The sequence below is a fragment of the Haematobacter sp. genome (genome assembly GCF_032102465.1).
Taxonomy (GTDB): Bacteria; Pseudomonadota; Alphaproteobacteria; order Rhodobacterales; family Rhodobacteraceae; genus Haematobacter.
The window spans coordinates 1-25,767 of sequence record NZ_DAMDHB010000041.1; the positions used below are offsets into that span (position 1 = coordinate 1).

Below are 25,767 nucleotides of genomic sequence, written 5' to 3' on the forward strand. Positions count from 1 at the left end.
TTCGCCATCTGACGAAAGCCAGCCCGAAATCCAGAGATTTCGGTGCGTACCGGGGCCGATTTTTGGATTTCCAGGTCCAGGCATGAGACGTCATAACTTCTTCAGCAGTCTGTCAGGACACGGCTTTCAAGCATCGCGCCGGGCTGCCGCCCCGACCGCCGCCCCGAATGCGGCCCCGTCGGCAGCTCCGGCGCAAGGCCGCCGCCTCTAACAGGCTGCTGAAAAAGCCGGACATCGACCCAGCTTGCATTGAAAGCCGGAAAATCGGTCCGGTCGGAGCCAAAACTTGCGGTTTCGGGGCGCTCTTCAGCAATGTGGGGAAAGTCTCCGCCACGGCGACATCCCCTTCGCGTCAGCGCGGTAATGAGCAGGACGGCTCCGGAAACTTCTCGCCTTGACGGTGGGGTCGTGATTCACTGACAGGAGTGGAATGGTTGGGGATTTGGCATGTCGCGGCCGTTGGGATTTTGGAGCGTCGAAGATCGGCTTTCGGAGATTTCCGCTGGCGGCGATCCGCTTGAAGTCCTGAGCGCGACGGTAGACTTCGACGACGTTGGACTTCGAGATGTTCCGTCCGATCCTCGAGCGCGCCGCCGGTGGTCGGGCTGGCACGAAGGGCGGGCGTCCGTCAACGGACGTGGTGCTGAAGTTCCGCATGCTGGTTCTGCAGAGCCTGCACGGCCTGAGCCTTGACGCCACGGAAAGGATTTCCGTTCCAACAGGCGCCGGGTTCCAACACAGGCCGGGTTCCAACGCGGGCCAGAAAGCCTTTTTCAGCCACCTGCTAACTGTCACATCAGACGGCGGGTCTCCTCAGACGGGCTGCCGCTCCTCCGCCGCCAGCCGCTCCGCCCGCTGGCGGAGGTCCGCACGGATGATCTTGCCGGTCGTGGTCATCGGCATGTCGTCGATGAAATGCACGCGCCGGGGGTATTCATAGGCGGCGAGCCTCTGGCCCACATGCCGCGCGATCTCCTCCGCCAGCGCGGGAGAGGGCGCGTGCCCCTCCGCCAGCGTGACGAAGGCCGCAACGATATGGCCCCGCACCGCGTCCGGCTGGCCGACCACGCCGGCCAGATGCACGGCGGGGTGGGTGAGGAGGCAGTCCTCTATCTCCGCCGGTCCGATCCGGTAACCGGCGGAGGAGATCACGTCGTCATCCCGCCCGACAAAGACGAACCGGCCGTCCGGCAACTGCCTGCCCCTGTCGCCGGTGAGCAGCCAGCGCCCCGTGCCCTCCGGCCCGTCCACGAACTTCCGCGCCGTAGCCTCCGGGTTGCGCCAATAGCCAAGAAACATCACCGGATCCGGGGCGCGGACGGCGATATCGCCTTCCTCCCCCACGGGTAGGGCGGCCCCGGTCTTGCCCTCGATCACCGCCACGGTGTGACCCGGCGCGGCGCGGCCCATGGCGCCGGGTAGCGGCTCCTCCATTCCGATGCAGCAGGAGACGGTCATGTTGCATTCCGTCTGGCCGTAGAATTCGTTGATGGTTGTGCCGAAGACCTGCCGCCCCCAGTCCAGCAGCTCGGCGCCGAGCGGCTCACCCCCGCTTGCCACGGAGCGCAGCGCGAGCCCCGCGGGCGGCGCCTCCAGCCGCATCAGTTTCAGCGCGGTGGGGGGCAGGAAGGTGTTTCGGATGCCGTGGTTTCGCATCAGATCGAAGGCGGCCTGTGCGGTGAACTTGCGGAAGCGGCAGGCAACCACCGTCACCCCGTGGTAAAGCCCCGGCATCAGCACATCCAGCAGGCCGCCGATCCATGCCCAGTCCGCTGGCGTCCAGATCCGGTCGCCCGGCTGCGGGAACAGGTTGTGGCTCACCTCCACCCCCGGCAGGTGGCCGAGCAGGACGCGATGGGCATGCAGCGCCCCCTTGGGACTGCCGGTGGTGCCGGAAGTATAGATGATGACGGCGGGATCATCCGCGCCCGTGTCGGCGGCGGGATAGCTGTCCGGCTCTCCCGTGCAGGCGGCATCGAAATCCACCACCTCCACCCCGGGAAGGGAGGCGTCCGCCGGCTTGTCCTTGCAGAGCACAAGACGCAGGTCCGGCAGCTCCCCGACGATCCCCGCCAGCAGGCCCAGCCCGGTGGCATTGGTCACCACCGCCCGCGCGCCCGAGTCGCGCAGCCGGTGCAGAAGCGCCTCCGGCCCGAACAGCGTGAAAAGCGGCAGCGACACGCCGCCCATCCGCATCACAGCGATATGGGCCAGCGCGGTTTCCAGTGACTGCGGCAGCAGCACGCCCACCCGGTCGCCTGCCTCTCCCGGCCGGTGGAGGGCGATGCCGCGACGGGCGAGCGCGTGGGACAGTCGGGCGCTCCGGGCAAGCAGGCCGGCATAGTCATGCGCCGTTGCCGTGCCGTCCTCCCCGACCTCCAGAATGGCGGTGCGGGCGGGATCGCGTGCGGCCCAATGGTCGCAGACCGCCGTGCCGATGTTGAACCTTGCCGGAATGTTCCAGGTGAACTCGCGGGCCTCTGCGGCCGTCATCGCCTTGCCCTGCAAGCCGATCCTCCCTCTCTCCCCCTCCGGCGCCTCGCTCCGCGCCGGACGCCCGGACGGACGTCAGGGGATGCTAGGCTGTGGGCAGGAGGCGGTCAAGGCAGCCTCCGAACAGGTCCGGGCGCGCCCCCCGCGCGCAGTGCCGGGCGGACGGCGTCCCGCTCAGCAGACTGCTGAAAAAGGCTTTTTTGCCTGTGTTGGAGCGGAAATCCTTCGCAATCTGACCAAATCCAGCCGGAAATCCATATACTTCCGGCGTTTCCGGGCCGATTTCCGATCTCCGGCACATAGGCATGACACTTCAGGACTTTTTCAGCAGCCTGCTAGAACCGGGCGGGCTGGGGCGTCAGCCCTTCGGCCTCCAGCGCGGCGAGGGCGCAGATCTCGTCATTGTCGCCGGTATCGCCCGACAGGCCAATGGCGCCCAGAACCTCCTCCCCCGCCCGCAGGATCACTCCACCGGGAGAGGGCAGAACCCGCCCGCCCGATGTCGCGGCGAGAGCGGCCACGAACTGCGGGATCTGGCGTGACAGCGCCGCGATGTCCCGCGTGTTGAGGCCGAGGCCAAGCGCCCCCCACGCCTTTCCCTCCGCGATGGCGATGCGAAGATGTCCCGCGCCGTCGCCCCGCTTGGCGACGATCGTGTTGCCGCCCTGATCCAGCACCGCGACGGCGAGCGGCGCAAACCCCCGCCTGCGTCCTTCGGCAAGGGCATGACTGGCCAGCCGGTCCGCCTGCTCCAGTGTCAGCCCGCTCATGCCTGACGCTCCGGCACACGCACGGTGAGACCGTCCATCTGCGCCGTCAGCCGGATCTGGCAGGACAGGCGGGAGGTCTCATCGGCATCCACCGCGAAATCCAGCATCTCCGCCTCCGTCGCCGAGGGCGTGCCGGTCACCGCCTGCCATTCCGGCGCGACATGAACATGGCAGGTCGCACAGACACAGGCCCCGCCGCATTCCGCGACGATACCCGGAAGTCCCGCGTCCCGCGCGGCCTCCATCAGTGTCGTGCCGGGACGGGCGGTGACGGCACGCGGGCCGTCAGGCGTCACGAAGGTCAGCCGCAGCGCAAGCGCGGCGGGGGGTGTCATCAGCATCGGCGGTCCTCCTCGGATCTGGTTCGGGCTGGCGGTTTTACACGGGCAGGCGGTTTCCATACGGACAGGCGTTTCATATGGGCGGGCGGTTCATACGGGCGGCGGTTCAGCGTGGCGGTGTCCCCGCGAGGGGCCACGGGACCGGGGCTGGGGCGGGCTGCGGTCGTCCCGATGTCGGGGGAGCACTTCGCATCTCACCTGTCACACGGGTTGCGGTTCGCTGAGACAGTCCAGTTCCGCGTGATCGGGCAGGGTGGTTTCAACCACACGCCCCTGCCGCAGCACGGCGCGGTCGGACTGCGGGCGGGCGAGCAGCTCGCTCATCCCCCGGCCGCGGAACAGGATCAGGTCGGCGGTCATTCCGGGTGCGATGCGCCCCTGCGCCACCCCCATGACCCGCGCCGGGTTCCGCGTGACCGACCCCACCCAGTCGCCATAGGCGAGCTCCAGATGGGCGATGCGGGTGAATTCGCGGAACACCTCCATCACGTCATGGTCGCCATAGGCAAAGAACGGATCGCGGCAGTTGTCGGAGGCCGCCGCGACGGTCACCCCCGCGGCCGAGAGTTCATGCACCCGCGTCAGGCCCCGCCACTGCGGCGTGCGGGCGGGCGAGCAGGCGGGCGTGCGGCCCTGAAGGTAGAGATTGACCATCGGCAGCGTCACGATGGCAATGCCCGCTTCGGCCACCTTGCCGATGACGCGGGCGGCTTCCGCATCGCTCTGCATCGACAGCGAACAGCAGTGTCCCGCCGTGACCCGCCCGCGGAAACGGTTGCGCATCACCGCCTCCGCCAGACGTTCGAGCTGGCCGGAGGCAGGGTCGTCCGTCTCGTCGATATGCAGGTCGATATCCAGCCCCTCCGCCTCTGCGAGGGTCATCAGCCGGTCGAGACCCGCATCCATGCCCTCCGGCGTCGGCGCGTCCATCTTCAGGATCCCGCCGAGCGCGCCGCCCGTCTCCGCCGCGAGCCGCAGCAGCTCCCGCCCCCGCGCGCCGGCATAGTGGTCGAGCCGCGCCATGACCACGGGTTGCAGCACCATCCGCCCGCGCCATTCGGCGGCCATGTCGCGGAAGACGGCAAAGGAGGTGGCCGCCTGCTCCGGCTCATAGCTGTCCAGATGGGTGCGGATCGCTCCGGTGCCGTGGGCATGGGCGCAGCGGAGGCCGAAGTCGAACCGCCGCGCCACGTCGTCGCGCCGCCAGCGGGCCTTGCGGTCCTCCGCCACGGTGCGGGCGGCCGTGGCATGGGTGCCGTCGGTATTGGGCGCGCGGTTCCAGATATGCCCCTTGTCCAGATGGGTATGCAGATCGACGAACAGCGGCCAGACCTGCCCGCCGCGCATGTCGATGCCATCGCCCGTCGGCTCCTCCCCGGCGGGCCGGATCGCGGCGATGCGCCCCCCGTCGAGCAGGAGATCGGCCAGCGCCAGCCCCTCCCGGTCGGGGGAGAGGCGTGCCCCCTCCACCAGGCTCACGGGAAGGCGCGCGTTGCGGATCAGCCGGGGCGCAAGGCCGGGACGGAGGAAGGAGGTCATGGCAGGCTCACCGTTTTCAGGACGTGGTCGGGGACAGGCCCGCGCCGGAAGGGCGCGGGTTCATTGCTTTGGCCCCATGACGGGGGCAGGGTCTGCCAGGCCGGAAGCCGGGTGGGCAGTTTGCACCGGCCGGCCGGGCGGAGGGTCATCCGGTACCGCCGGGAGGAGCGCCCGACTGTTCCGCACCGGCGGCAGGATCCCTTTGAGGGTCATGCCGTGGCCGTTGGTGACTTTGCACAAGGCCGGGCCGTGAGGGCGGCAGGTCGGGTGCCACGCGCGAAGCCCGCGGGGGTTCGACAGGCTGCTATTCCGGCGTCTCATGCTTGTGCTCCGAAAATCGGGAAATCTGCCCCGGAATGGTCCAGGGTGCGCAGATTCCCGGCTGGATTTCGTTGGATTGCGAACGATTTCCGGCTCAGCGCACACCTGACGGCCTTTTCAGCGGCCTGCTAGGCCCGGCGGTAGCTCCAGCCGGAAGTGGGCAGGGCCACGCCCTTGCCCTTCATATCAGATTGCGCGGCGGTGATCTTGCCGGGGTTCATCAGGTTCCACGGGTCCATCTCCGCCTTGAAGGCCAGCTCCGCGTCATCCACCGGCTTCATGCCGTTTTCCTTCACATGCATGGTGTGGGTGTTGGCGGCGGCGACGCCCTCCTCCTGCATCATCTCGATGACGCGGGCCATCTGCTCCGGCCCCTCATAGTGGAAGAGCGGCGAGCCCTGCGCGGTCAGATGCCCGTCCATCCGCTTCATGTCGAAGCGCATGGGACCGAGGTCGTGGAACTTCTCATGGCAGGCGGCGATGGAGTCCATCAGCCGGTCATGCGGGAAGACGCCGATATTGGCGACAAAGGTCGGGTCCACCTTGATCGCATTCATCCGCGCATGACCGAAGGAATATTCGTAAAGCGGCTTGCCGAACGGCCCCTGACCCTCCGGCCCGGAGTAAACGATGGTGCCGCCGAAATCGGCCGCGAGGCTCTCGAATGCCTCGAGAAACGGGGTTGCGATCATCACATGGACGGTATGGCGCCCGTCGCGCAGGATGCCGCCAAGGCCGGTCTGGGTGAACAGTTTCGCATAGCGCCATTCGTTCATCGCCACCATCTTCGGCACGATGCCATCGGTGCGGTTCAGCGTGATGCCGAAGTCGCAGGCGCGCAGGAAATCGGCGAAATCGACGATGGCTTCCGTCCAGCCATAGGCGGGGGCCAGCGGGAATTCGAGTTCCGTGATGATGCCGTTGGAGCCGTAGGCGTGGTGGACGCGGTTCACATCCGCCCCCTTCAACTCCACCACCCGCGGCTCCTCCTCCACGGAGATCACCTCCACCCGCTGGATGTTGCCCAGATCGCGCAGGATGCCCCAGGTGCAGGAGCCGAGGCCGACATGCCCGCCGCCGACGAAGCCGCCGATGGTGGAATAGCGGGTGGAGGGATGCATCCGCAGCTCCTGCCCCTTGGGTTGCGTGGCGCGGTCGATGTCATGGCAGATCATGCCCGGCTCCACCCGCACGGTATGGCCCTCATGCCGCACGAGCCGGTTCAGCCCGGTCATGTCCAGCACCGCGCCGCCCGCCAGCGGGATGCCCTGGCCCCAGTTGCAGGTGCCCGCCCCGCGCGGCATCAGCGGCACCCTGTGACGCGCGGCGGCGCGGGCGATGCGGATCACGTCGTCCTTCGTGCGGGGAGAGATCACCATATCGGCGAAGCGGTCCTTCAGCTCATCGCGCATGATGGGCGAGAAGGCGGTGGTCATGTCGCGGCTCTTGCGCTTGACCGTCAGCGTATCGGTGGTCTGCGGAATGTCGTGGAGTTCGGACTGGAAGGCATCGAGGTTCATGGCTTGTCCTTTGGCATGGCGGGGCCGAGCGCACGCACGCGCACGCGCGCCCCGAGGCGTTCAGTTGACTTGAGAAAGGGTCGTGCGGTCAGCGGGCGCTTTCGTGCCAGCTGCCGAGGACGAGGCGGGAGACGCCCACCATCGTCATGAAAAGCAGCACTCCCGTGACGGTGATGAGCAGCAGCGCCGCGAACATCAGCGGGATGTCGAGCTGGAACCCCGCGAGCATGATCTGATACGCCAGCCCCGCGCCGGAGCCGCCGGTGCCCGCCACGAACTCCCCCACCACCGCGCCGATCAGCGCCAGCCCGATGGAGATGCGGAACCCGCCGAAGACATAGGGCAGCGCCGCGGGGATCTTCAGCCGGGTGAGCGTCTGCCACTTGCTCGCGCGGTTGACGCGGAACAGGTTCTCCAGCCCCTGATCCACCGACTTCAGCCCCAGCGTGGTGTTGGAGATGATCGGGAACAGCGCCACGATGGAGGCGCAGAGGATCAGCGCCGCCTCCGTGTTCTTCACCAGGATGATGATGAGCGGAGAGATCGCCGCGATCGGCGTGACCTGAAGCAGCACCGCATAGGGAAAGAGGGAGATCTCCAGAAACCGGCTCTGCACGAACAGCACGGCGAGCAGCACCCCCGCCACCACCGCGCAGAGAAAGGCGATGAGCGTGATCCTCAGCGTCGTCCACAGCGCGGCGAACAGCACGGGAGCCTGATCCACAAGGCTCGCCGCGACATCGGTGGGTTTGGGGAAGATATAGACCGGCACGGCCCAGAGGCGGCAGGCCAGCTCCCAGACTGCCACGATCAGGAGGCCCACGAGCAGCGGACCTGCGATGCGCAGGAAGACTTCGTTCTTCATCAGCGGCATGTCACGTCTCCAGCCGGGTCCAGCCCGGACGCCTCGCCCAGCAGGCGGGTGAGTTCGGCGCAGTATTCGGCGAAGCGGGTGGAGACGCGGAAGCTCTCCGCCCGCGGGAAGGGTTCGTCGATGGTCAGTTCGGCATGGATGCGGCCGGGATTGGCCGCCATGACGACAACGCGGGAGGACAGGAACACCGCCTCGTAGATCGAATGGGTGACGAAGACGAGCGACAGGTTCCGCTCCGCCCGCAGGGCCAGCAGGTCGCTGTCGAGCCGGTTGCGGGTGAATTCGTCGAGCGCACCGAAGGGCTCGTCCATCAGCAGCGCATCCGGCTCCGCCACCAGCGCGCGGGCGATGGAGACGCGCATCTTCATGCCGCCGGAGATCTGGCGGGGGTGGAGACGCTCGGACCCTTTCAGCCCCACCCGCTCCAGCGCCGCCTGTGCGCGCGCATTGCCTTCGGCCTTGGGCACATGGGCAAGGTCGAGCGGCAGGCGCACATTGTCGATGACCCGCGCCCAGGGCAGCAGCGTCGCATCCTGAAACACGATGCCGAGGTTGCATCCGGGCTGCCCCACCCGGTCATAGCCGCCGCGCCACCAGGCGATGCGCCCGTCCGTCGGCTCCGCCAGATGGGCCATCAGGCTCAACAGCGTCGATTTCCCGCAGCCGGAGGGGCCGATCAGCGTCACGACCTCCCCCTCATGCACGGTGAGGTCGATGGGGGAGAGGACGCGCCGCGTGCCGAAGCTCTTTTCGGCGGAGAGCACTTCGATGACCGGTTGGGCGCTTTCAGGGTGGATGGAGGTGACGGGCGGCTTCGGCATGGCGGCGATCATGGCATCCCTCGCAGGCAGGCGTCTTCCCGGCGGCAGGCGCAGGGATTGCGGTTGGCTGGCACGGGTCGTGGCCGGGCTTTTGCCGGGCGACGGGCCGACGGGCACGCCCGCACGGCGGGCAAGGGCCGGGACCAGGGACGGGAAAGGGGGGCCGGGACGGTCGGCATGGCCCTGAGCGACAGGCCGGCCGCAGCCGGGGCCTTCGCGGCTCGTCCACGCCGCAGCGGCGCGATCCGGGCCTTCTTGGCGGTGTGCGTATGGGCGGGTTGCATCGGACCCTCCCTCACTGGCTCGGCAGGACGTTGATCTCGTCGATGATCCGCGTGGTGAAGGCGGATTGCCAGTCCGTGGCCGCGGGCAGCAGATCCGCGCCGACCATGTAGTCGTAGCTCGCCTTCCAGCGGTCGGGGTTCATCGTGCCGATGCCGTGGCGCGCCGCATCCTCCATCCCGACCGTGTTCATCTCCCGCAGATGGGATACGGCGAAGTCGAGCTGATCCTCCGTCATCTTCGGATTGGCCGCCCGGATCAGCGCATTGCCGGGGGCCGGGTCGGCGAGGTAGCTCTTCCAGCCCTCCATGGAGGCCCGGACGAAGCGGCGGAGCGCATCCTCCCGCTTCTCCAGCACATCATGCCGGGTGGTGATGGTGCCGCCATAGGGCGGGTAGCCCTCTGCATAGAAGGGCAGGAAGTTGTAGGAGATGCCGAGCTGCGTCAGCCCGTAGGGTTCGGAGGAGGCGAAACCCTGCTGCACCGCATGGCTGTCTGCAACGAAGGGCTGGATATTGAACGTGTAGGGCTTCACCTGATCGTCGGAGAGGTCGTATTTCGCCTTCAGCCACGGCCACCAGGCGGTGCGGGCGGACGTCGCCATCATCACCGTCCGGTCGCCGATCTGGTCGAGCGTGGTCACGTCGGGATGGGTGACGAGGCCGTTCATGTCGTGCTGGAACACCGCGGCCACGGCCACCAGCGGCAGGCCCTGCGACACGCCGTTCAGGATCTGGAAATCGAAGCCCGAATAGGCATCCGCCTCTCCCGCCAGCAGAAGCTGCATCGAATTCACCTGCGGCCCGCCCATGCGGATCGTCACGTCCAGCCCCGCCTTTTCGTAAAGACCGGTGGCCAGCGCCTGATAGAAGCCGCCATGTTCCGCCTGCGCGAACCATGAGGTCATGAAAGTGAAGGGCTCGCCCGCAAGGGCGGGCGTGGCGGCGGAGAGCAGGAGCGCGCCCAGGACGGGGCGGAAATGGCGGGTCATGGCGGTCTCTCTGTTGGATCGTGTTTTTTGTTACCTGAGCTATGCGGCCCGAAAGCGCTGAGGAAAAGCAGCAAGATCTGCCATGCCTGTAAACATTTGGTTGACGCTCCGCGCGGTGCTGCTTAGCGTCCGGGACAGGGGGCATCCATGTTGCACGGGCGTTTGTTGAGCTATCTGGATGAGGTCGCGCGGGCAGGATCCATCCGCAAGGCCGCGGAACGGCTGAATGTTTCGCCGACCGCCGTGAACCGCCAGATCCTCCAGCTGGAGGAGATGCTGGACGTGCAGCTTTTTCAGCGCCTGCCGCGGGGGATGAAGCTCACCGCCGCTGGGGAGGCGCTGCTCACCCATGTCCGGCAGACTCTCCGGGATTACCGCGCGCTCGAATCACGGCTGGAGGACATGCGCGAGATGCGCGGCGGGGAGGTGCGGCTCGTCACCATGAACGGGCTGGCGAGCGGGCTTGTCGCCGCTGCGGTGCGGGAGTTCGCCACCCGCTTCGCGCGGGTGCGGATCGAATGCGGCGTCACCTTCATCCCCGGCATCGTGCGCGCCGTGGTGGAGGGGGAGGCCGATCTGGGGCTGGGTTACAACCTGCCGGACGATCCGCAGCTTGCCGTGCTCAACCGGTATGACGCGCCTCTGGGCGCGGTGGTGGCGCCGGAGCATCCGCTGGCCCGTGCCGAACGGCTCCGCCCGGGCGACTGTGCGGGCTATCCGCTCGTTCTGGCGGATGAGACGATGGTCATGCATCGTACGATCCGCGACGCGCTCCTGCGAGCGAACCTGAGCTTCCGCCCGCAGTTTCAGTCTAACTCCATCGACTTCATGCGGGAGATCGCGGCGGCGGGCGAGGCCATCGCGTTTCTGAGCGCCTTCGACGTGGCGATGGATGTGGCGGAGGGGCGGCTCATCCACGTGCCGCTGCTGGACCCGGCGATGCGGCCCAATGTCCTCATGCTGGTGACGCGGCGCGCGCGGGTGCAGGAACGCCCGACGCTGCAATTCGTCGATACGCTGCGCGGCTATCTGGCCGAGTGACGGCGGGCAAGCGGCACGCGCCGGGCCTCCGAAAATGTCCGGCGGGAGGATGCCGGGGGGCGGTGGAAACGTGCGGCGTTTCCCAAGCGGGGCGGTAGCGTTCAGGAATCGCGCAGGGTTTTCTCAAAGAAATGATCTGGATAGGGGTCGTCGTTGAAGCGATCTATCTCCGTCCAGCCGCTGGAACGGTAGAGGGCGATCGCCTCGTGCAGCGCGCTGTTGCTGTCGAGCCGGAGGGTAAGGATGCCAAGCGCACGGGCGCGCTCCTCCAGCGCCGCCATCATCCGCCGGGAGAGGCCGAGGCCGCGGGCAGAGGGATCCGTCCAGACGCGCTTCACCTCCGCATAGCCCTTGTCGGTGCCCTTCACGCCCCCGCAGGCGACCGGCAGACCGTCCGACAGCGCGATGAGGAACGTGCCGCGCGGCGGCTCCATATCGCGCGCCTCCGGGTCGGCGGAGAGGGTCACGTCAAACCCCTGTGCGAGCCGCTGGCCCAGCTCCGTGTAATAGGACTGCAGGCAATGCACCGCGCGCGGGTCGCGGGGGGAGACTTCGGCAAGGGTGATGCTGTCACGTCCCAGCGCGGAGGCCACGAGGTCCATGGCCGCGAGCAATGCCTGCGGTCTGGGGTGGCGGGAGAGGATCTCCGCCGCCTGCCTGTCCGACAGCGCCTCATAGGCCGCATATTCGCGCCGTCCCGCCTCCGTCAGCCGGGCGAGGCGGCGGCGGGAATCGGCCGGATCCGGCAGGGTCTCCAGCAGGCCCTCTGCCTCCAGCTGACGGAGCAGGCGGCTCATCAGGCCGGAATCGAGGTTGAGATAGCTGCGGATCTCCCCGATCTCCTCCATCCCCTGACCGATGGCGTTCAGCACCCGCGCGGGGCCGAGAGGCCGTCCACGGCCCAGAAAGGAGGTATCCAGCGCCCCGGTTTCACGGGTCACCGCCCGATGGAAGCGGCGGATGCGGGCGACGGCTGACGGCATTTGTCTGACCTTGGTCCGGTAATTTTACCTGACCTAGATCAGACATTCCCGGCGCGCAAGAGGGATCAGCGTGTCAGCCGCTCCTTCAGGCGCTCCTGCATGGCGGCGTCCACGCCATTGGCGGTGAGATAGGTGGCGATGCCCCCATACCGCGCGTCGATGTGAGCGAGCACGCCCGCCATCGCCGCGGGCGGCGAGGAGAGCAGTTCGTCCACATGCGCGGGCGGCAGCCCCCGTTCCAGTGCGGCCACCCGGAACCCCGCAAGCAAGGGGCCGGCAATGCGCTCGGTCAGGGCGTAATCCTCCACCACCGTGTCCGGCGCCACCCCGGCGAGCGACAGGAGCAGGCCGGCGATCAGGCCGGTGCGGTCCTTGCCGACGGTGCAGTGGAACAGAACCACGCCCGGCTCCGCCACGGCGATGCGGGTGAGGACTTCCGCGATCCGGGTGCCGCACTGGTCTATGGCCTCCAGATAGCGGCCCAGAAGGGTGTAGCTCCCCTCGGACACCGCCATGTCGATGGGCGAGAGCTTTTCGAACAGCGGGACGTTGGCATAGCTGATACCGTCGGAGGTACCGGCGGAGATGCTGGCGGCGGTATTGGCGGCGGTACTGGCCCGCGCCGCATAGGGGCTGGGCTGGCGGGCAAGCTCCGCCGGGCCGCGCAGGTCGATGACACTGCGCACGCCCAGATCGTGCAGGCTGAGAAGATCCCCGGGCGTCAGCCCGTGCAGCCCGTCGCCGCGCAGCACCCGCCGCCATTGCGTCGTCCCGCCCCCGGCCAGGGCATAGCCGCCAAGGTCGCGCACGTTCTCCGCTCCCTGCAACGGGATCAGACGGTCGGTGAGGGAGGGGATGTCAGCCATGGGCGCCTCGCAATGTGGTGGGTTCGAGGCTCACGATGCCCCGGTCCAGCGCGGAATGGTAGAGGGCGCGGCCCTCGCCGAGGATATCCCGCATCACGGCTTCGGTATCGCCCCCCAGCAGCGGCGCGGTGCCGCGGAAGGGCATCCGCCGCCCGTCGATCAGGAAGGGCAGGCCCACCTGACGTTGCCGGCCGAGATGCGGACGCTCGGTGTCGTGGTAGCTGCCGGACAGGGCGAGATGCGGGTCCGCCATCGCCTCCTCCGGGGTGCGGACGGGCGCGGCGGGAATGCCTGCGGCCTGAAGCGCCGCGGCAAGAGGCTCCGCCTCCTGCGGCGCCGTCCATGCGGAGAGGGTAGCCGCCAGCGTCGCTTCCGTCAGACCGGTCAGCCGGGAGAGCGCGCGGCGCTGCCCCTCGTCGGCGGCAATCGCGATCCAGCGGTCGCCTGCGGCGGGATAAAGCCCGTGGAGCGCCAGGGACACATGGCCGTTGCCGGGCCGCAGCGGCTCCCGCCCCGTGGCCGAACGGGTCAGCACGGGGGCCGCGGCAAACGGCAGCAGGAACTCCACCTGGCTCAGGTTCAGCCACTGGCCCCGTCCCGTCCGCTGCCGATGATGGAGGGCGGCCAGCAGCGCCACCGCCCCGTAAAGCCCGCCGACCGGATCGCCATAGGCGACATGGCCAAGCACCGGCGGCTCCCCCGGCTCCCCCCGGAAGCTCGGCAGGCCCGACGCCTGTTCCAGCGTGGAGCCGTAGGCCCGCGTGTCGGACAGCGGGTTGCCGGTGCCGAAGGCGGACATCGACAGCATGACCAGATCGTCGCGCCCCTCGGACAGCACCTCCCAGCCCAGACCGAGCCGCGCGATGACGCCTGCGGCATGGTTCTCCACCACCGCATCGCTTTCGGCGACCAGCCGGCGGGCGAGATCGGCGCCCTCCGGCGTGGTCAGGTCGAAGCTGACGCTCCGCTTGCCGCGGTTCATCGCGGCGAACCGGTGGCTTTTCTCGAACTGTCGGGCGGCAATGGCCTCCGGTGTCCATTGCGTCGCGCGCCACCAGTCCGGGTAGCGGCCCGCCTCGATCTTGATGACCTCCGCCCCGAGATCGGCAAGGATGCGGGTCGCGAGCGGCCCGGCCCAGCCCATGGAGAAATCCGCGATCCGCAGACCTGCGAGCGGCGCCTCGGCGGTGGAGCGGGGCGGCGGGGCCTGCCCCTCTCCCTGCGGCGCGGCGACATGGAGCGGGGAGGCGGGGGCGTCGAGCACCCTGTCCCTCACACGTACCGGGGCCACCGCCCCGCGTTCCGCGAACACCGGGTTGGCAAGGATGCCCGCCGCATCCGGCACCACCACGGCGGGGATGCGGAGCCGCCGCGCCTCCTCCGCCCACTCCTGCGCTGTTCGCGCGGGAAGGGCTGCGTCGATGGCGGCCTCCACCGCATCCGCGCGCTGCTCGCGGAGCGTGGTGGTCGCGAAATCCGGGTTCTCGGCCAGATCGGCCCGCCCGATCATCCGGCAGAACGCGTCCCACTGCTGCGGCGTGATCAGCGTGACGCCGAGCCATCCCTCCCGGCAGCGGTGGATGCTGAGCGGGCAGGTGGGGGAGAAGCGGTTGATCCCTGCGCGCGGCACCGCACGCCCGTAGTAGTCCACATCCGCGACCTGCAACTCCCCGAGCAGCAGCGCGGTTTCCAGAATGCTGACATCCAGGGTCAGGGCGGGCCCCCTGGCCAGCAGCGCCGTCAGCGCCGCCGCAGCCCCGGCAACACCGCCCAGCAGGGCGGAGTGCAGATCGCCCAGCGGGCGGGGTGCGCCATCCTGCGGCCCTGTCGGGTAGAGGACGCCGGAAAGCGCCTGCACCACCAGATCCGTGCCCTGCCACGCCGCATAGGGGCCGGACGCGCCGAACCATGAAAGCCGCACCGTGCCCCGTGTGGGCGTCACGGAAGGCGTGCCACGATGATCCTCCCCGATGATGAGAAGGTCCGGTTGAGCAGGAGGCGTGCCAAGCTGCGTGTCAGCGGGCATGGGGGTGGGCGTGTCCGTGCTGTCGCCGGTGGCAGTGCCCGTGGCGCGGCCCGTACTGCGGCCCGCGCCAGTGCTGGTGCCAGTGCCAGTGCTGGTGCGATTGCCGGTGCCCGTGTTTTCGCCCGTGTTTTCGCCCGTGCTTTTGCCCAGGCGCTTGCCCGCCATCAGCCACTCGTGAACGAGGCCGCGGGTGGCCGCGTCGCCCGGGATCTCCTCCCGCGCGGCAAGGGGGTCGCCGCCGGATGGGGGCAGTACCGTCACCTCCGCCCCAAGGCTGGCGAGCAGCCGTCCGCACCATGCGCCCGCCACGCCCGGTCCCGTCTCCACCACGGTGATCCCTGCGAGCGGCCCGATCCCTGCAGACCTGTCCATCCGGTTCCTCCCCCTGTCAGCCCGCCACGGGCAGGGAGGGCGGCCCTCCTCCGGCCCGCGGCTCCCGTCATGTATCACGTCATGGCTTCCGTCATGGACCACCATGATGCCCGGCGCCACGGTAAGCTGACAAATGTCAGCCTCGCAAGCCATTTGTTGCCGGCGTCCGGTTTACAGCTTGACCGACAGGGGGGCAAAGACTAACCTGACAAGTGTCAGTAATTCTCGGTGGAGGCTGAATGGCCCCCGCGCGAACGGCTGACAGGGGGAAGACAGGGGGGTTACATGAGGATCACCGGGCTTAACGTCCCGGTCGGATGAGGCCACGGCCCCCGACCGGAAGCGACCTGCTCCCGCACCCCGGCGCTCCGGCGAACCGGGACCACCAGCCATTTCGAGGAAGCCGACCATGACCATAAATCTTCAGGTGCCCGCATGATGCCCGTGACCCCCGTCCGCAAGCTGCTCGTCGCCAACCGGGGGGAGATCGCGCTGCGCATCTTCCGCACCGCGGCGGAGCTGGGCATCGTGACCGTGGCCGTCTATGCGCCCGATGACCGCGAGAGCCTGCATGTGCGCGGCGCGGATGAGAGCGTGGCGCTTCCGGGCACCGGCGTGCGCGCCTATCTCGACATGGACGCGGTGATCGCGGCGGCGGAGCAGGCGGGCGCGGACGCGATCCATCCGGGCTACGGTTTTCTGGCCGAGAACGCGGAATTCGCCCGCCGGGTGAACGCGGCAGGCATCCGTTTCGTCGGGCCGACGCCGGAGGCGCTCGCGCTGCTGGGCGACAAGATCGCGGCCAAGGCGCGGGCGCGCGAAGTGGGCGTGCCGGTGCTGGAAGGCACGCTGGGGGCCACGTCGCTCGAGGAGGCGCAGAGCTTCTTCGCGGCGCTCCCCGCAGGCGCGGCCATGCTCATCAAGGCCATCGCCGGTGGCGGCGGGCGCGGCATGCGCATCGTCCAGCGGGCGGAAGATGTGGCGGAGGCCTGGCAACGCTGCCGGTCGGAGGCGGAGGCGGCCTTTGGCGATCCGAACGTCTATGTGGAGCAGTTCCTGCCCGCCGCGCGGCATATCGAGGTGCAGATCCTCGGCGACGGCACCGGCGCCTGCGTTCAGCTTGGCGAACGGGAATGCACCCTGCAACGCCGCCATCAGAAGGTGCTGGAAATGGCGCCCAGCCCGTCGCTCTCCGCCGCGGAGCGGGAGACGCTGGCGGAGCGGGCGCTGAAACTGGCCCGGAGCGTCGATTACCGCTCCCTCGGCACGTTCGAGTTCCTGATGGGCGAGGGGCCGGGAGAGCGGCTGTTCTTCATCGAGGCCAACCCGCGCATCCAGGTCGAACACACCGTGACGGAGGAGGTCTTCGGACAGGATCTCGTCGCGCTGCAACTGGGCATCGCGGGGGGGCGGACGCTGGCTTCCCTCGGCATCTCGCAGGAGGGGCTGCGCCCTCGCGGCTATGCGGTGCAGGCGCGGGTCAACATGGAGCATATGGATGCCACGGGCGGCGCGCTGCCCACGGGGGGCGTCATCTCCCGCTATGAACCGCCGAGCGGGCCGGGCGTGCGCGTGGATGGCTTTGCGCGGGCGGGCTACCGGACATCGGCCAGCTATGACAGCCTTCTGGCCAAGGTCATCGTCCATACCACGGCGACGGATCTGTCCGTCGCGCTCCGCAAGGCGGATCGGGCGCTGGCCGAATTCCGTATCGACGGGGTTGAGACGAACATCCCCTGGCTGCGCGCGCTGATCGCGCGGCCGGAGGTGCAGGCCAACGCGGTGACCACGCGCTTCATCGAAGCGCATGCGGCCGAACTCGCGCAGGCGGCGGAAGCCTACGTGCCGGTGGCAGATGCAGCGGATGCCGCCGCCGCCACGGCGCGGACGCCGGAGCTTGTGCTTGAAGGGGCGGAGCCGGTGCGCGCGCCCATGCAGTCCACCGTGGTCTCCATGGATGTGAAGGAAGGCGACGAGGTCCGGGCGGGCCAGCAGCTCGCCATCCTCGAAGCGATGAAGATGGAGCATGTGGTGTCCTCCCCCTGCGCGGCGCGTGTCGTGGCGGTGGGCGCAGGTGCGGGCCAGACGGTGATGTTTGGCGAAATGCTCCTCGCCCTTGAGCCGGCGGACGGCGGGGCAGAGGAACAGGCAAAGGATGCGGCGCTCGACCTCGACCATATCCGCGACGATCTGGCGGAGATGGAGCAGCGCCGGGCTTTCGGCCGGGACGAGAACCGCCCCGACGCGGTGGCCAAGCGGCACCGTCAGGGCAAGCAGACCGCGCGGGAGAACATCGCGCAGATCTGCGACCCGGACACCTTCGTGGAATACGGGGAGCTTGCCATCGCCGCACAGCGGCAACGCCGCCCGCTCGACGATCTGATCCGCAACACGACCGGGGACGGGATGCTGACCGGCCTCGGCACGGTCAACGGCGGTGCCTTCGGCGCGGACCGCGCGCGGTGCGCCTTTGCGGTCGGCGACTATACCGTGCTGGCCGGAACGCAGGGGCAGCGGCATCACCGCAAGCTCGACCGCATCCTGCATGTGGCGCAGCAGTGGAACCTGCCCGTCGTGCTGTTCGCAGAAGGCGGCGGCGGGCGCCCGGGCGACACGGAACGCGCGACCTACGCCGGGATTTCCAACGGCACCTTCTCCCGTTTCGCCGGGCTGAGCGGGCAGGTGCCGCTGGTCGGCGTGGTGTCCGGGCGGTGCTTTGCCGGGAACGCCGCGCTACTGGGGTGCTGCGACGTGATCATCGCGGATGAGACGAGCAATATCGGCATGGCCGGTCCGGCGATGATCGAGGGCGGCGGCCTTGGCGTCTATCCGCCCGAGGCGATCGGCCCGATCGACGTGCAGACCGCGAACGGCGTCGTCGATATCCGCGTGAAGGACGAGGCGGAGGCCTGCCGCGTCGTGCGCCAGTATCTCTCCTATTTCCAGGGGGATATTGCGGAGTGGGAGGCCCCCGACCAGCGCCGCCTGCGCCATGTCGTGCCGGAGAACCGCCTGCGCGTGTATGAGGTCCGCGACGCGCTGGAAACCATCGCCGACGTGGGCTCCGTGCTGGAACTGCGCCGCGAGTTCGGCGTGGGCATCGTCACCGCCTTCATCCGCATCGAGGGCAAGCCCTTCGGCGTGATCGCCAACAATCCCAAGCATCTGGGCGGCGCCATTCACGCGGATGCGTCGGACAAGGCCTCACGCTTCATGCAGCTTTGCGACGCGTTCGACATCCCGCTGGTGTCGCTTTGCGATTCACCGGGCTTCATGGTGGGGCCGGAGGCGGAAAAGACTGCGCTCGTGCGGCATGTCTGCCGGATGTATGTGACGGGCCGTTCGATCACCGTGCCGCTGTTCACCGTCGTGCTGCGCAAGTTCTACGGGCTGGGCGCGATGAGCATGGCGGGCGGCGGCACCTACGACAACTTCTTCACCGTCTCCTGGCCCACCGGGGAGTTCGGCCCGATGGGGCTGGAAGGCGCCGTGCGGCTGGGCTTCCGGCGCGAGCTTGATGAGGTGACCGACCCCGAGGAGAAACAGCGCCTCTACGACAGGCTGCTCGAGGAATACCGGGAGCAGGGGAAGGCGATCTCCGTCGCCTCCAGCTTGGAGATCGACGCGGTGATCGACCCGGTGGAGACGCGGGAATGGATCCTCGCGGGACTGCGTTCGGTGAAGCTGCGCCCGCCGCTGTCGGGGCGCAAGCGGCCCTTCGTCGATACCTGGTAGGCCGGGCGGCTGCCACGCTGCCAATTGTTGACAATTGGCAATTGACTTGAGGCGCGATCTGTTGATGCTTCTGAAAGGCGGGTGCGATGCATCCGCCTTTCGGCCTGCGGAGATGATCCACCATGACCTTGACGCTTCTGAGAAGCCCGAAGACCATCCCCGAGCAGATCGCCGATACCTGCGGCGTGATGATCGTGGACGGTCGTTTCACCGCCGGACAGCGGATGGTGGAACAGCAGGTGGCGGAGCAGTTCGGCGTCAGCCGCGGCCCGGTGCGGGAGGCTTTCCGCATCCTGCAGAAACGGCGTCTCATCGACATCACGCCGCGGCGCGGCGCCCATGTGCTGCCGATCTCTCTCGCCTCCATCACCGATCTGTTCAACGTGCGCATGGCGCTGTCCTGCCTTGCCGTCCGCACCTTGGGGGAGCGGGACAGGGAGGAGGAGGCGCTGGAGAGAGTCCGCGCGCGCATTGAGGATTTGGCCCTCATCGCGGCCGATGAGGAAAGCACGCACCTGACCTTCGGGTTCGGAATGACGCGCGCCGTCCACGCGATCTCCAGGGCGAGCGGCAACGACCTCGTGGTGCAGCTCATGCGCGAAATGAATGAGCAGACGCTCTGGACAACGATCTGGCGCAAGCCGCTCGACTACGCCACCCCCGCGGCCCGGGAGCGTCGGGCGGCGCAGATGGCCGCTGTCTGGGAGGCAATCGCGGCAGGGGACACGCTGACGGCGGAAGCCCGGCTGCGCATCATTCTGGAGGAAAGCAGGGATGGCGCCCTTGCCCGTCTTGCGGCAACCCGGCGGTTCGAGGCCGGCTAAAGCATCGATCAGACAGTGGCAACGGCATGAAAAAGGGGGTGAGCAATCGCCCCCTTTCTTTGTTCCAGGCGGAATCCTGACAAATGACAGGTTACTGATAGGTATGTTGTTGACAGTTGACGATCCGAGTGTTTCTGTCACCTGACACGGTATGCGCCGGGGAGGGCGCGCGCCGTCGGGGAGGATTGCCATGCAACGACCGCTGCGACATCTGCCGCCTCCGGCAAATACCCGGAGCAGGCCGGCCCTCGGCCGGACGGCACTGATCCGCGGTCGCGATTGCAGGGGAGGGGGATCATGACCATTGCCTATGCGCAGCCCGATGCCGCGGCGCGTCCGGTTACCGGCAAGGAAGCGGATACACCGCTGCTGAGCGTCGAGGGGGCGAGCATCGCCTTTGGCGCCGTGCAGATCACCAAGGATGTTTCGTTCACCATACAACGCGGCGAACGCGTGGGGCTGGTGGGGGAAAGCGGCTGCGGCAAGTCCGTGACCGGCCTGTCGCTGTTGCGCCTGCTGCCCCGCACCTCCCGGTTGGGTGGCCGCATCATGTTCGAGGGAGAGGACGTCCTGACCATGCCGCCCCGCCGACTGCGGCAGATGCGCGGCAACCGCATGGCGATGATCTTTCAGGAACCGATGAGCGCGCTCGATCCGGTTTTCACCATCGGCGACCAGATCAGCGAGGCGTACCGCCTCCACCGCGACGCGAGCCGGACGGATGCGCGCACCGCGGCGATCGACGCGCTCCGCGACGTGGGAATCCCTGCCCCGGAGCGGCGGTATGACGAATATCCGCACCAGCTTTCCGGGGGCATGCGCCAGCGGGCGATGATCGCCATGGCGCTGATCTGCCGTCCGAAACTCCTCATCGCCGACGAGCCGACGACCGCGCTGGACGTGACCATTCAGGCGCAGATCATGGACCTGCTCTGCCGCCTGAGCGAGGAGGCCGGGACGGCGCTGCTGTTCATCACCCATGACCTTGGCGTGGTGGCCGAGACCTGCACCCGGATGCTGACGATGTATGCCGGACAGATAGTGGAGGATGCGCCCGTCGATGACGTGCTGCTGAAACCGCGCCATCCTTATACCTCGGGGCTGCTGCGGTCGCTGCCGCGGCTGAATCAGAAGCGGGGGGAACTGGCGTTCATCCCGGGCCGCGTGCCCGCCCCCGCGCAGATGCCGGAGGGATGCCGTTTCCGCGCGCGCTGCGACTTTGCCCGCGCCGGATGCGAGCGGCCGCAGACGCTGGAGCCGTCCGGCCCGGACCGGATGGCCCGCTGCTGGCGGCAGCGCGATCTCGACCTGGAAGGAGCCGTCGCATGAGGGACACCACCATGACAGCGGCACGGGACGCGGTGATCGAGGTCAGCAACCTGCGCATCCGCTTCCCCGTCAACGGCGGCACGGAAACGGTGAAGGCGGTGGACGGGGTCGATTTCTCCGTTCTCGCGGGGGAGACCTTCGGGATCATAGGCGAATCCGGCTCCGGCAAGACCACCATCGGCAGGGCGCTGGCCGGACTGCTCGAGCCGACGGAGGGCGATATCCTCTATGAAGGCGACGATCTCCGCCGCCTGTCGCGCAGGGAATACCGGGAGCGGCGGCGGCGCTATCAGATCATCTTCCAGGACCCGAACGCGTCGCTCAACCCGCGCAAGACCATCCTTGAAAGCCTGATGGAACCGATGGTCATCAAGGGCGGGATGAGCCGGGAGGAGATGCGGCGCAAGGCCATGGAGTCGCTCGACCGCGCGGGGCTTCGCGCCGATCTCGCCGAGCGCTATCCCCATCAGCTTTCGGGCGGGCAGAAGCAGCGGGTGAACATTGCCCGCATCCTGCCGCTGGAGCCGAAATTCGTCGTCTGCGATGAGGTGGTGGCCGCGCTGGACGTGTCGATCCGGGGCGAGATTCTGAACCTGTTCAACACGTTGCAGCGCGACCTTGGCCTGTCCTTCGCCTTCATCGCGCATGATATTTCCGTTGTCGCCCATGTGAGCGACAGGATCGCGGTCACCTATCTGGGCCGGTTCATGGAGCTGGGGAATACGGAGGATGTCATCCACCGGCCCCTCCACCCCTATACCGCCGCGCTGCTTTCGGCCGAGCCGGAGCCGCTGCCCGCCGCGATGCGCACCTCGCGCCGGATGCAGCTCAAGGGGGAAATCCCCAGCCCCATTTCGCCGCCCAGCGGGTGCCGCTTCCGCACGCGCTGCCCCTTCGCGGCGGAGCGCTGCACGGCGGAAGTGCCCGAATGGCGGGAAATGCGGCCCGGACAGTTCGTCGCCTGCCATTTCGCGGGCGAACTCGATTTCACGGTCGCCGCCTGAAGGCGGCGGGCCAGAGTCAAACGGTGCCGCCTGAGCGCGGCCGGAGGAGACCGGGGAGGGTGTCCTATGAACTTCACCACTGAGGAACGCCGCAAAATCGCCCGGCTGCTTCCCGACATGCGCCGCCGTCAGATCCTGATCGGCATGGGTGCCGCGGCGGCCATAGGCGCCATCGGTCTGCCGGGGGGCTTGCGGGCAGCGACGACCGGCACGCTGACGGTGGCCGCGAATGCCAACCCGTCGAGCCTTGATCCCGCGACGGGCGGCTCCGGCTCAGATCACGTGTTCCTGTTCAACTTCTACGACACGCTGATCGACTGGACGCCCGACACGCTGGAACCTGTTCCCGGGCTCGCGCGGGCCTTCACCTTCACCGACCCGAAGACGCTGGTGCTGGACCTGCAGGAGGGCGTGACCTTTCACGACGGTACGCCGCTCGATGCCGAGGCGGTGAAGCTCAACCTCGACCGCAGCAGGGAGGCGCAGGTTTCCAACATCCGCGCCGATCTGGAAACGGTGGAGAGCGTGGAGGTGACCGGCCCGCTGCAGGTGACGCTGCACCTCAAGGAGCCCGACAGCGCGCTGCCGCTCATCCTGTCGGACCGTGCGGGCATGATGATTTCCCCCAAGGCGCTCAGCGAAGCCGAGGGGGGCCGCGTGGACCGCGCGCCCGTGGGTGCGGGTCCGTGGAAATTCACCGGCTGGACCGATGGCGAGCGGGTCGCGGGCGAGGCCTATTCCGGCTACTGGCGGCAGGGCGCGCCGGGCGTGGCCAAGATCGAACTGCTGGTGGTGCCCGAACCGACCACCCGGCTCCGCGCCGTTCAGTCGGGGCAGGCGCAGATCTGCTACCAGCTTTCGGAGCGCCAGATCCCCATCATCAAGCGCACGCCCAACCTGACGCTGATGGAAACGCCGACGCTCTATATCTACAACATCTATCTCAACGCCGGGCGCGGGCCGTTGCAGGACCCCCGCGTGCGGCAGGCGCTGAGCCTCGCCATCGACCGGGATGCCTTCCTGCTGGCCACGCAGGCCGGTGTGGGCGAGGCGGCCTATGGTTTTCTGCCCAAGACGCACTGGGCCTATTCGGCGGAGCCTCAGACCCTCAACGCCCATGACCCGGACAGGGCCGCGGCGTTGATGAAGGAGGCGGGTGTCTCCGGGCTGGAGCTCGATTTCCGCGGCTATCCCGATCAGGCCTCCGTGCAGCGGCAGGAAGTCATCATGAGCCAGCTTGCCCGGATCGGCGTGAAGGGGCGGTTCACCAACGCGCCGATCGCGGAATCCTCCGGGCGCTTCTTCGGGCCGGAGAAGATCGGCGATGCGCTGCTGTCCGCCTGGACGGGACGCCCGGACCCGAGCATGTCCTATGACCTGGTCTTTTCGCAGAATTCCTATTTCAACACCGGCAAGGTCGCGGCTCCCGACGGGTTCGACGCCGCCATCGCCGCCAGCCGCGCCACCGCCGATCAGGCGGAGCGGAAGGCCGCCCTCGCCACGGCGCAGAAGCTCGGGGCGGAGTCCGCCATCTCCATCCCGCTCACCGTCCGCTACGAGGTCGATGCCTACGCCGAGGGCGTGGAAAACTTCACCGCCAACCTGCTCGGCAAGCCGAAGTTCAACGCGGTCACGCGTGTCGGGTGATCCCGACATGCGGCCCAACAGCGGAGGTCGCCCATGCTGACCAAGGTCCACCGCAGGATCATCGTCAACCGGCTCCTGCAATCCATTCCGGTGCTCATCCTCGCCACCTTCATGGTGTTCACGCTGATGAAGCTCCTGCCCGGCGACGTGGCCATCACCCTCGCCGGTGAGAATGCCACCCAGGAACGGATCGAGGAGATCCGCACGCTCTACGGCCTCGACCGGCCGTTCATCGTGCAATACCTGTCCTGGCTCGGCCATGCGGTCACGGGGGATCTGTCGAACTCCCTCCTGTCGGGCGAGGCAGTGCTGGAAACGGTGAAACGCGTGTTCCCGAACACCCTGTTCATCGTGCTTTACGCGGTCGTCGTGTCCATCCTGGTCGGGGTGCCGCTCGGCATTCTCGCGGCGAGCCGCCCGCGTTCGCGGCTGGACGGGTTCGTGATGACGCTGTCCTCCATCGGGATCGCGCTGCCGAACTTCTGGATCGCGATGATCTTCGTCGCGACCTTCGCCCTGAACCGGATGTGGTTCCCGGCGACGGGCTTTGTCTCGCCGCTCGACAACATCTGGCAGGCGATCTGGTATTCGACGCTGCCGGCGCTGGCGCTCGCCTCCAGCGGCATCGCCGAGGTGTCCCGTCAGCTTCGCAGCTCCCTGACGGAGATCCTGTCCTCGCAATATGTCCGCACCCTCCATGCCAAGGGCCTGTCCCCGGCGGTGATCCTGTGGAAGCACGGTCTGCGCAACGTCAGCGTCAACCTGCTGACCGTGATCAGCCTGCTCATCAACCGCACGCTCGCCGCCACGGTGGTGGTGGAGGTGGTGTTCGCCATCCCCGGCATGGGCAATTCCATCGTCAATGCGGCGCTGCAGCGGGATTTCCCGGTCGTGCAGGGCATCGTGCTCGTGATGGTGGTGACGGTGATCCTCGTGAACCTCGTCACCGACATGCTCTATAGCGTTCTCGATCCGAGGATCAGCCAGAAATGACCGATATTTCCACCACTCCGATGCGGCAGGAAACCCGGTGGAAGCCGGTATGGAACTGGCTGCGCCACGACACCCGGACGCTGCTGTCGGCAATCGCGCTGGCGATCATCGTGGGGGCGGCGCTGCTGGCCCGCTGGATCGCGCCCTACGATCCGACGGCGCAGGACTACATGGCCATTCTGGAGCCGGCGAGCATGACGCACCTGCTCGGCACCGACGACCTTGGCCGCGACATCTTCAGCCGGCTGGTCTATGGCGCTTCCGCCTCCATCTATGCCTCGTTCCTTGCGGTCGGTGTCGCCGCGCTGCTGGGGATCCCGATCGGGCTGATCGCGGGCTATGCGGGCGGCTGGACGGATACGATCATCAGCCGGGTGATCGACACCTTCCTGTCCTTCCCGTCCATCGTGCTCGCCATCGCGGTGACGGGCGCGCTCGGTATCGGGCTGACCAATGCGATGATCTCCGTGGGGATCGTCTTTGCGCCGCAGCTTGCACGGCTCGTCCGGGCGCGGACGCTGGTGCTCCGGCAGGAGCTGTATGTGGACGCCGCGCGCTGCTTCGGGGCATCCACCCCGCGCATTCTGCTTCACCACATCCTGCCCAACGCGATCCAGCCGGTGATCGTGCAGATGACCATGCTGATGGCCGTGGCGCTGCTGGCGGAAGCAAGCCTGAGCTTCCTCGGCCTCGGCATGCAGCCGCCGGATTCGAGCTGGGGCTCCATGCTGGCGCGCGCCTATCTCTACATGGAGATCGCACCCGCCCAGATGTATGCGCCGGGCATCGCCATCCTCGTGACCGCGCTGGCGTTCAACGCTCTCGGCGAGTCGCTGCGCGAGGCGCTGGATCCGACATCCCGCGAGCAGTGAGACGCGCGGGAGGAGGGGGCGGGGAGAGAGGGGCGGGCGGCCCTCCGGCCCCCCGCATGAGTTGACGCACGGACCCGCCGTGACGCGGGAGCTGCCACCATCCAGCCGAACCGTGCGCCCGAA

General features: G+C 68.1%; 19 protein-coding genes. 8 read left to right on the top strand and 11 right to left on the bottom strand.

Features of this window, described 5'->3' with window-relative positions; translation table 11 throughout:
* Positions 1-813 precede the first annotated feature (813 nt).
* The 8 genes from RT513_RS17870 to RT513_RS17905 all read right to left on the bottom strand — a co-directional run bounded on the left by RT513_RS17870 (position 814) and on the right by RT513_RS17905 (position 9,952).
* Positions 814-2,493 (bottom strand): AMP-binding protein, encoded by a 1,680-nt coding sequence (locus tag RT513_RS17870; RefSeq protein WP_290685960.1) that lies wholly within the window; start codon positions 2,491-2,493, stop codon positions 814-816.
* A gap of 335 nt (positions 2,494-2,828) precedes the next feature.
* A complete protein-coding gene (locus RT513_RS17875) occupies positions 2,829-3,263 on the bottom strand; it encodes a GlcG/HbpS family heme-binding protein (protein ID WP_088215988.1) in 435 nt (144 codons plus the stop codon).
* Positions 3,260-3,604, bottom strand: a complete 345-nt coding sequence (locus tag RT513_RS17880; protein WP_313534204.1) for a 2Fe-2S iron-sulfur cluster-binding protein — start codon at positions 3,602-3,604, stop codon at positions 3,260-3,262. Before RT513_RS17880 ends, RT513_RS17875 begins: the two co-directional genes overlap by 4 nt.
* A gap of 201 nt (positions 3,605-3,805) precedes the next feature.
* Positions 3,806-5,143, bottom strand: a complete 1,338-nt coding sequence (locus RT513_RS17885) for a cytosine deaminase (RefSeq protein ID WP_290685949.1) — start codon at positions 5,141-5,143, stop codon at positions 3,806-3,808.
* 449 nt (positions 5,144-5,592) lie between these two features.
* On the bottom strand, positions 5,593-6,984 hold the full coding sequence (locus tag RT513_RS17890; protein WP_290685946.1) for an FAD-binding oxidoreductase: 1,392 nt from the start codon (positions 6,982-6,984) through the stop codon (positions 5,593-5,595).
* 88 nt (positions 6,985-7,072) lie between these two features.
* The gene (locus RT513_RS17895) at positions 7,073-7,858 is read right to left on the bottom strand and encodes an ABC transporter permease (protein WP_218821975.1); all 786 of its coding nucleotides are present in this window, start codon (positions 7,856-7,858) and stop codon (positions 7,073-7,075) included.
* The gene (locus tag RT513_RS17900) at positions 7,849-8,691 is read right to left on the bottom strand and encodes an ABC transporter ATP-binding protein (protein WP_290685940.1); all 843 of its coding nucleotides are present in this window, start codon (positions 8,689-8,691) and stop codon (positions 7,849-7,851) included. Before RT513_RS17900 ends, RT513_RS17895 begins: the two co-directional genes overlap by 10 nt.
* A gap of 283 nt (positions 8,692-8,974) precedes the next feature.
* Positions 8,975-9,952 carry an ABC transporter substrate-binding protein gene (locus tag RT513_RS17905; protein ID WP_290685937.1) on the bottom strand — a complete coding sequence of 326 codons (978 nt, stop codon included), beginning with the start codon at positions 9,950-9,952 and terminating at the stop codon, positions 8,975-8,977.
* A 147-nt stretch (positions 9,953-10,099) separates the two neighbouring features.
* On the opposite strand from RT513_RS17905, the gene RT513_RS17910 reads away from it, so the two are divergent.
* The gene (locus RT513_RS17910) at positions 10,100-10,993 is read left to right on the top strand and encodes a LysR family transcriptional regulator (RefSeq protein ID WP_290685934.1); all 894 of its coding nucleotides are present in this window, start codon (positions 10,100-10,102) and stop codon (positions 10,991-10,993) included.
* 101 nt (positions 10,994-11,094) lie between these two features.
* Here the strand turns inward: RT513_RS17910 and RT513_RS17915 are convergent, their stop codons facing one another.
* From RT513_RS17915 to RT513_RS17925, 3 genes are all read right to left on the bottom strand, one after another.
* Positions 11,095-11,976 (bottom strand): helix-turn-helix domain-containing GNAT family N-acetyltransferase, encoded by an 882-nt coding sequence (locus RT513_RS17915; protein WP_290685931.1) that lies wholly within the window; start codon positions 11,974-11,976, stop codon positions 11,095-11,097.
* Between the two features lie 65 nt (positions 11,977-12,041).
* Positions 12,042-12,842, bottom strand: a complete 801-nt coding sequence (locus RT513_RS17920) for a tyrosine-protein phosphatase (RefSeq protein ID WP_290685928.1) — start codon at positions 12,840-12,842, stop codon at positions 12,042-12,044.
* Entirely contained in the window at positions 12,835-15,240 is a 2,406-nt protein-coding gene (locus RT513_RS17925; RefSeq protein ID WP_290685925.1) for a CaiB/BaiF CoA-transferase family protein, read from the bottom strand. The genes RT513_RS17920 and RT513_RS17925 overlap by 8 nt, the downstream gene beginning before the upstream one ends.
* Before the next feature lie 438 nt (positions 15,241-15,678).
* On the opposite strand from RT513_RS17925, the gene RT513_RS17930 reads away from it, so the two are divergent.
* From RT513_RS17930 to RT513_RS17960, 7 genes are all read left to right on the top strand, one after another.
* A complete protein-coding gene (locus tag RT513_RS17930; RefSeq protein ID WP_313534205.1) occupies positions 15,679-18,975 on the top strand; it encodes a carboxyl transferase domain-containing protein in 3,297 nt (1,098 codons plus the stop codon).
* 122 nt (positions 18,976-19,097) lie between these two features.
* The gene (locus RT513_RS17935) at positions 19,098-19,799 is read left to right on the top strand and encodes a GntR family transcriptional regulator (protein WP_290685919.1); all 702 of its coding nucleotides are present in this window, start codon (positions 19,098-19,100) and stop codon (positions 19,797-19,799) included.
* Positions 19,800-20,096: 297 nt separating this feature from the next.
* On the top strand, positions 20,097-21,128 hold the full coding sequence (locus RT513_RS17940; RefSeq protein WP_290685916.1) for an ABC transporter ATP-binding protein: 1,032 nt from the start codon (positions 20,097-20,099) through the stop codon (positions 21,126-21,128).
* Positions 21,125-22,132, top strand: coding sequence for an ABC transporter ATP-binding protein (locus RT513_RS17945; RefSeq protein WP_290685913.1), 1,008 nt, complete (start codon positions 21,125-21,127; stop codon positions 22,130-22,132). Before RT513_RS17940 ends, RT513_RS17945 begins: the two co-directional genes overlap by 4 nt.
* Positions 22,133-22,198: 66 nt before the next feature.
* Complete coding sequence (locus RT513_RS17950) at positions 22,199-23,779, top strand: ABC transporter substrate-binding protein (RefSeq protein ID WP_290685910.1); 1,581 nt, start codon at positions 22,199-22,201, stop codon at positions 23,777-23,779.
* Between the two features lie 33 nt (positions 23,780-23,812).
* The gene (locus RT513_RS17955; protein WP_088215975.1) at positions 23,813-24,772 is read left to right on the top strand and encodes an ABC transporter permease; all 960 of its coding nucleotides are present in this window, start codon (positions 23,813-23,815) and stop codon (positions 24,770-24,772) included.
* Positions 24,769-25,644 (top strand): ABC transporter permease, encoded by an 876-nt coding sequence (locus RT513_RS17960; protein ID WP_088215974.1) that lies wholly within the window; start codon positions 24,769-24,771, stop codon positions 25,642-25,644. The genes RT513_RS17955 and RT513_RS17960 overlap by 4 nt, the downstream gene beginning before the upstream one ends.
* Positions 25,645-25,767: the final 123 nt, after the last annotated feature.

Excerpts from the sequence above, each read along its gene's own strand:
- RT513_RS17900 (WP_290685940.1), bottom strand. The coding sequence starts at position 8,691 with ATGATCGCCGCCATGCCGAAGCCGCCCGTCACCTCCATCCACCCTGAA.
- RT513_RS17915 (WP_290685931.1), bottom strand. The coding sequence starts at position 11,976 with ATGCCGTCAGCCGTCGCCCGCATCCGCCGCTTCCATCGGGCGGTGACC.
- RT513_RS17910 (WP_290685934.1), top strand. The coding sequence starts at position 10,100 with ATGTTGCACGGGCGTTTGTTGAGCTATCTGGATGAGGTCGCGCGGGCA.
- RT513_RS17925 (WP_290685925.1), bottom strand. The coding sequence starts at position 15,240 with ATGGACAGGTCTGCAGGGATCGGGCCGCTCGCAGGGATCACCGTGGTG.
- RT513_RS17930 (WP_313534205.1), top strand. The coding sequence starts at position 15,679 with ATGCCCGTGACCCCCGTCCGCAAGCTGCTCGTCGCCAACCGGGGGGAG.
- RT513_RS17880 (WP_313534204.1), bottom strand. The coding sequence starts at position 3,604 with ATGCTGATGACACCCCCCGCCGCGCTTGCGCTGCGGCTGACCTTCGTG.
- RT513_RS17890 (WP_290685946.1), bottom strand. The coding sequence starts at position 6,984 with ATGAACCTCGATGCCTTCCAGTCCGAACTCCACGACATTCCGCAGACC.
- RT513_RS17940 (WP_290685916.1), top strand. The coding sequence starts at position 20,097 with ATGACCATTGCCTATGCGCAGCCCGATGCCGCGGCGCGTCCGGTTACC.
- RT513_RS17885 (WP_290685949.1), bottom strand. The coding sequence starts at position 5,143 with ATGACCTCCTTCCTCCGTCCCGGCCTTGCGCCCCGGCTGATCCGCAAC.
- RT513_RS17905 (WP_290685937.1), bottom strand. The coding sequence starts at position 9,952 with ATGACCCGCCATTTCCGCCCCGTCCTGGGCGCGCTCCTGCTCTCCGCC.
- RT513_RS17920 (WP_290685928.1), bottom strand. The coding sequence starts at position 12,842 with ATGGCTGACATCCCCTCCCTCACCGACCGTCTGATCCCGTTGCAGGGA.
- RT513_RS17960 (WP_088215974.1), top strand. The coding sequence starts at position 24,769 with ATGACCGATATTTCCACCACTCCGATGCGGCAGGAAACCCGGTGGAAG.
- RT513_RS17950 (WP_290685910.1), top strand. The coding sequence starts at position 22,199 with ATGAACTTCACCACTGAGGAACGCCGCAAAATCGCCCGGCTGCTTCCC.
- RT513_RS17935 (WP_290685919.1), top strand. The coding sequence starts at position 19,098 with ATGACCTTGACGCTTCTGAGAAGCCCGAAGACCATCCCCGAGCAGATC.
- RT513_RS17875 (WP_088215988.1), bottom strand. The coding sequence starts at position 3,263 with ATGAGCGGGCTGACACTGGAGCAGGCGGACCGGCTGGCCAGTCATGCC.
- RT513_RS17870 (WP_290685960.1), bottom strand. The coding sequence starts at position 2,493 with ATGACGGCCGCAGAGGCCCGCGAGTTCACCTGGAACATTCCGGCAAGG.
- RT513_RS17945 (WP_290685913.1), top strand. The coding sequence starts at position 21,125 with ATGAGGGACACCACCATGACAGCGGCACGGGACGCGGTGATCGAGGTC.
- RT513_RS17955 (WP_088215975.1), top strand. The coding sequence starts at position 23,813 with ATGCTGACCAAGGTCCACCGCAGGATCATCGTCAACCGGCTCCTGCAA.
- RT513_RS17895 (WP_218821975.1), bottom strand. The coding sequence starts at position 7,858 with ATGCCGCTGATGAAGAACGAAGTCTTCCTGCGCATCGCAGGTCCGCTG.